This is a genomic window from Emticicia sp., from assembly GCF_049241225.1.
Lineage (GTDB): Bacteria > Bacteroidota > Bacteroidia > Cytophagales > Spirosomataceae > Emticicia.
Genome location: NZ_JBMLRC010000157.1, coordinates 1 through 3,316 on the forward strand (window position 1 = coordinate 1; position 3,316 = coordinate 3,316).

Annotated in this window: 3 protein-coding genes; all 3 read right to left on the bottom strand. The window is 38.5% G+C overall.

What is annotated here, in order from left to right:
* Positions 1-422 (bottom strand): glycoside hydrolase family 95 protein (locus ACOVO2_RS09180; RefSeq protein WP_421769674.1); only part of this gene is annotated, 422 nt, incomplete at its 3' end.
* A 350-nt stretch (positions 423-772) separates the two neighbouring features.
* Positions 773-1,111, bottom strand: coding sequence for a LytR/AlgR family response regulator transcription factor (locus ACOVO2_RS09185; protein WP_421769675.1), 339 nt, complete (start codon positions 1,109-1,111; stop codon positions 773-775).
* Positions 1,112-1,171: 60 nt separating this feature from the next.
* Positions 1,172-3,316, bottom strand: a 2,145-nt coding sequence (locus tag ACOVO2_RS09190) for an endo-1,4-beta-xylanase (protein ID WP_421769676.1), incomplete at its 5' end; no start/stop codon positions are given.

The window sequence follows — 3,316 nt, forward strand, 5'->3', positions numbered from 1 at the left end:
ATGTCTAATTCTCGGTAATAATTTGTAAAGTTTTCATGGCCATCGAAAATTAAGTTGAGATTCCCGACGGGTTCAAATTTTTGTCCGTGTGAAGTTTTGGTGATAATGGCTTGATTGGCCAATTTTTCGGCTTCTTTGTGGTTTCCTTCAAAAATTAACTTTCTGATTTCGGCCAGTTTTTCGAGTGCTTGTGGATTATCATTTCGGTTGGGACTTCCACTCCAAACCGTATGTTCGTTAAGTTGAATTATCTCTTTTTCTACATTTCCATAAATCATCGCACCTAATCGGCCATTGCCTATTGGTAAAGCATTTTCCCACGTATTACCAGCTGGTTGTTTATACCAAAGTTTGAGGGGAGTTTGGGCAACTGATAGCTGATTAAACCCAGCAATAAACAGTAATAATAATATCTTTTTCATCTACTAGGGCTAAGTATTATACTATATTGAAATACTTATATTCTTATTAGTTAATTGTACACACAAATATAATGTGTCAAACTAACACAAATATAATTACATAATAAACTTAAGCCAAATTAATTGTAATAAAAAAAGAAATTATTTTGTAATTTTAACTTACAGTAGTCCACAGGTATTGTCGATAGTCCACCGTATTGTAAAATACTCATTCTCAATATCTTACATAATATAGAATTGTCGATTATTTTAGACCATTTTCTTGCCTCAGCACTTCGTATTTGCCTCATTAATCTTTTCCAATTTTTTAATAAAAAACGGTAGCCAACTAATTGGCTACCGTTAGGCTTTTAATTTTTAATTACACGAATCAGTCCATCTTTCTTTCTTCGTGAAATTGTCACATCGATGTCATTCTGCATTTTAAGTTTTGAATTTTCGAGTTTTAATTCTTTGATATATTTCAGATTAATGAAAAATGACTTATGCGTACGGTAAAAGGTTTCTGATTTAAAACGATTCTGAATTTCTTTAAGATGCGTCGAAACCAATAGTTGACGCCCTGAGTTCAGATATACTACTGTATAATTGATATCTGCCACAAATAACACAATTTCCTCGGGGTCAATTTTCTGAAAACTCCCAATACTAATGAGTTTTCCATGCTGAATTTGTGAATTTTCTTGCATATTTTTATCGTTGAAAGTAAATCTCAATAGACAAAAAGATGCCTATTGAGATTGAGAATATTAATTACAACCTATAATTTCTGCTTTGAAAACACTACCAGAGGTTACTTGGAACCCAGGTAATAAATTAATCGAATTTCCTGCTACATAGCCCACATTTGGCTGAGTTTGATAGGCTAAATCTCCAATTTTCTTTGCCGACTGAATACTTTGCACTGCTTTCACTTGCTGAGTACCCGTACTCAAATCATTTGCCACAACTACCGAACTGGTAGCTATACGTACTTCAATGGCAGCATTCCCGCCAGCCGAACAAGTTGCGGTGTAAATTGTATTAGTCGTTGGAGAAACCGAAATCGTGCTACCTGTACCAGTGGCCCCACCTGACCACGTTACTGTACCCGTACAGCCACTTGCTGTAAGTGTTAGTGTGCTATTTGGACAAATAATTGGCTTTGCAGGACTGATTGAGGTAGAGCCACACTGGCCAGGTGCTCGGGTTACGGATAATAAAGGATTTGATGCTCTGATACTTGTTGGGGTATTATTGAGTGTATTGTTCAAGAAATCTCTTAGTGCAGGACGCTCATTTCCTGAGCATGGGTCAACTAAATAAGCCATTTGGTCAGAACGCCAATGCCCTGTCAGGTATCCCCAAAGCGTAATTCCAACCACCGACGGATGATTCCAGTATATCGAAAAGATTCGCTCATATTCGCTTTTCTGAAAATTATCCTTTGCGGTTTGTGTACCCGTTGTTACTCGATTACCATTTGCATCAAGACTAACATCGCCATCAATATCAAGCTCTGTTACCATTATTGGTATATTTGTCGAGGCCAAATTGTTCAGATTATTGGTTAGGCTTGCGTTAGAATTTGCGATGCTTGTTGGTGTATAAGCTCCGTAAATTTGTGTACTGAAAGAGTGCGTCTGCATACCTATCACATCAATCAAATTATCTTGTTTTAGCAGTTCGACAAGCTCTTTGTATTCGGCATTCATAGAGCCATCACTTTCGATACCATATTCGTTCAAAACAAGTTTTGTTTCGCAAGGAAAATACTGACGAGCCAATTTGAAGGCATTCACAACCCAGTCAAACTTTCCTGCCGTTGTACCCAATTCTACGTTCAAACTTTTTAGAGCATTTACGTAGTCTCCACTTCCTGCATCGTTTCTATTATCTGGTCGAAACGGATACTGTTGTGTAGCATTATTGAGGTTATTAGGTGGGTCATTCAAGATTTCGTTAGCAACTTCGATATATTCCAGTTTCGCTCTGGCATCACTACTTCCATCAAAATGATTGGCCACAGCCTGAAACCACGCCTTTATTTTCGTAACTTTTTGTGCATCGGTCATTGGCTTCAACCAAGCAGGCTGCTGGCTTCCCCAAACCAACACGTGGAAACGGAACGGGAAATTATTAACTTTTGCGTATTCACGAGCTTGGTCAACTTCTGTGAAATTATATACACCTTCTGTGCCTTCAATACTTGCCCATTTACCAGAGTTTTCGGGCGTTACTTGATTGAAATACCGATTGAGATTAGGTCTTTGCGGTGTACTGTAAATCATTCCCAAAAACTTACTTTTACCTTGAGCAATAGGCGTTTGGTTGACAGGAACTTGGTATTTAACCGCACAAGCATCGGCCAAAACGACTAAAGCATTATCTATGAAGAATGTTCCCGCACTCGTACCCATATCTAATACCAAGCGTGTACTGGCATCATTGGCAGTGAAAGACCAGGTCATTTGAGTCCAACCAGTGGTAGTTGTAAAATTAGGACCATATAATGCTCCAGCAGTAGCATTGGTAGAAAAACGAATTGTCTCGCCTCCAGTTACTGATTTTACAAATACAGAAGCTGTGTAGTTCTGCCCAACCGTAAGGGTCATTGGGTCGCTTACTAATTGAGTTTCCCAAGGATTACCAGCGGTTGGATTGACCACTTTCACCGCTCTTGCTGCTTCTTGCACTTCAGTACTTACGGTAGTAGCAGTTATTTTGGTAGCTCCATTCCATTTTCCCCAATTCGTAAAATCATCGCCCGTACCATTCTCAAAACTCCCATTCGCCAACAAACTAATGATTGCGGGGTTTATCTCGACATCATCAATGTAATATATGCCTACATCTTTTCCCAAATTTAGCACAATACGAGTCTGAGCCACATTTGCAGTGAAAGTCCAACTATA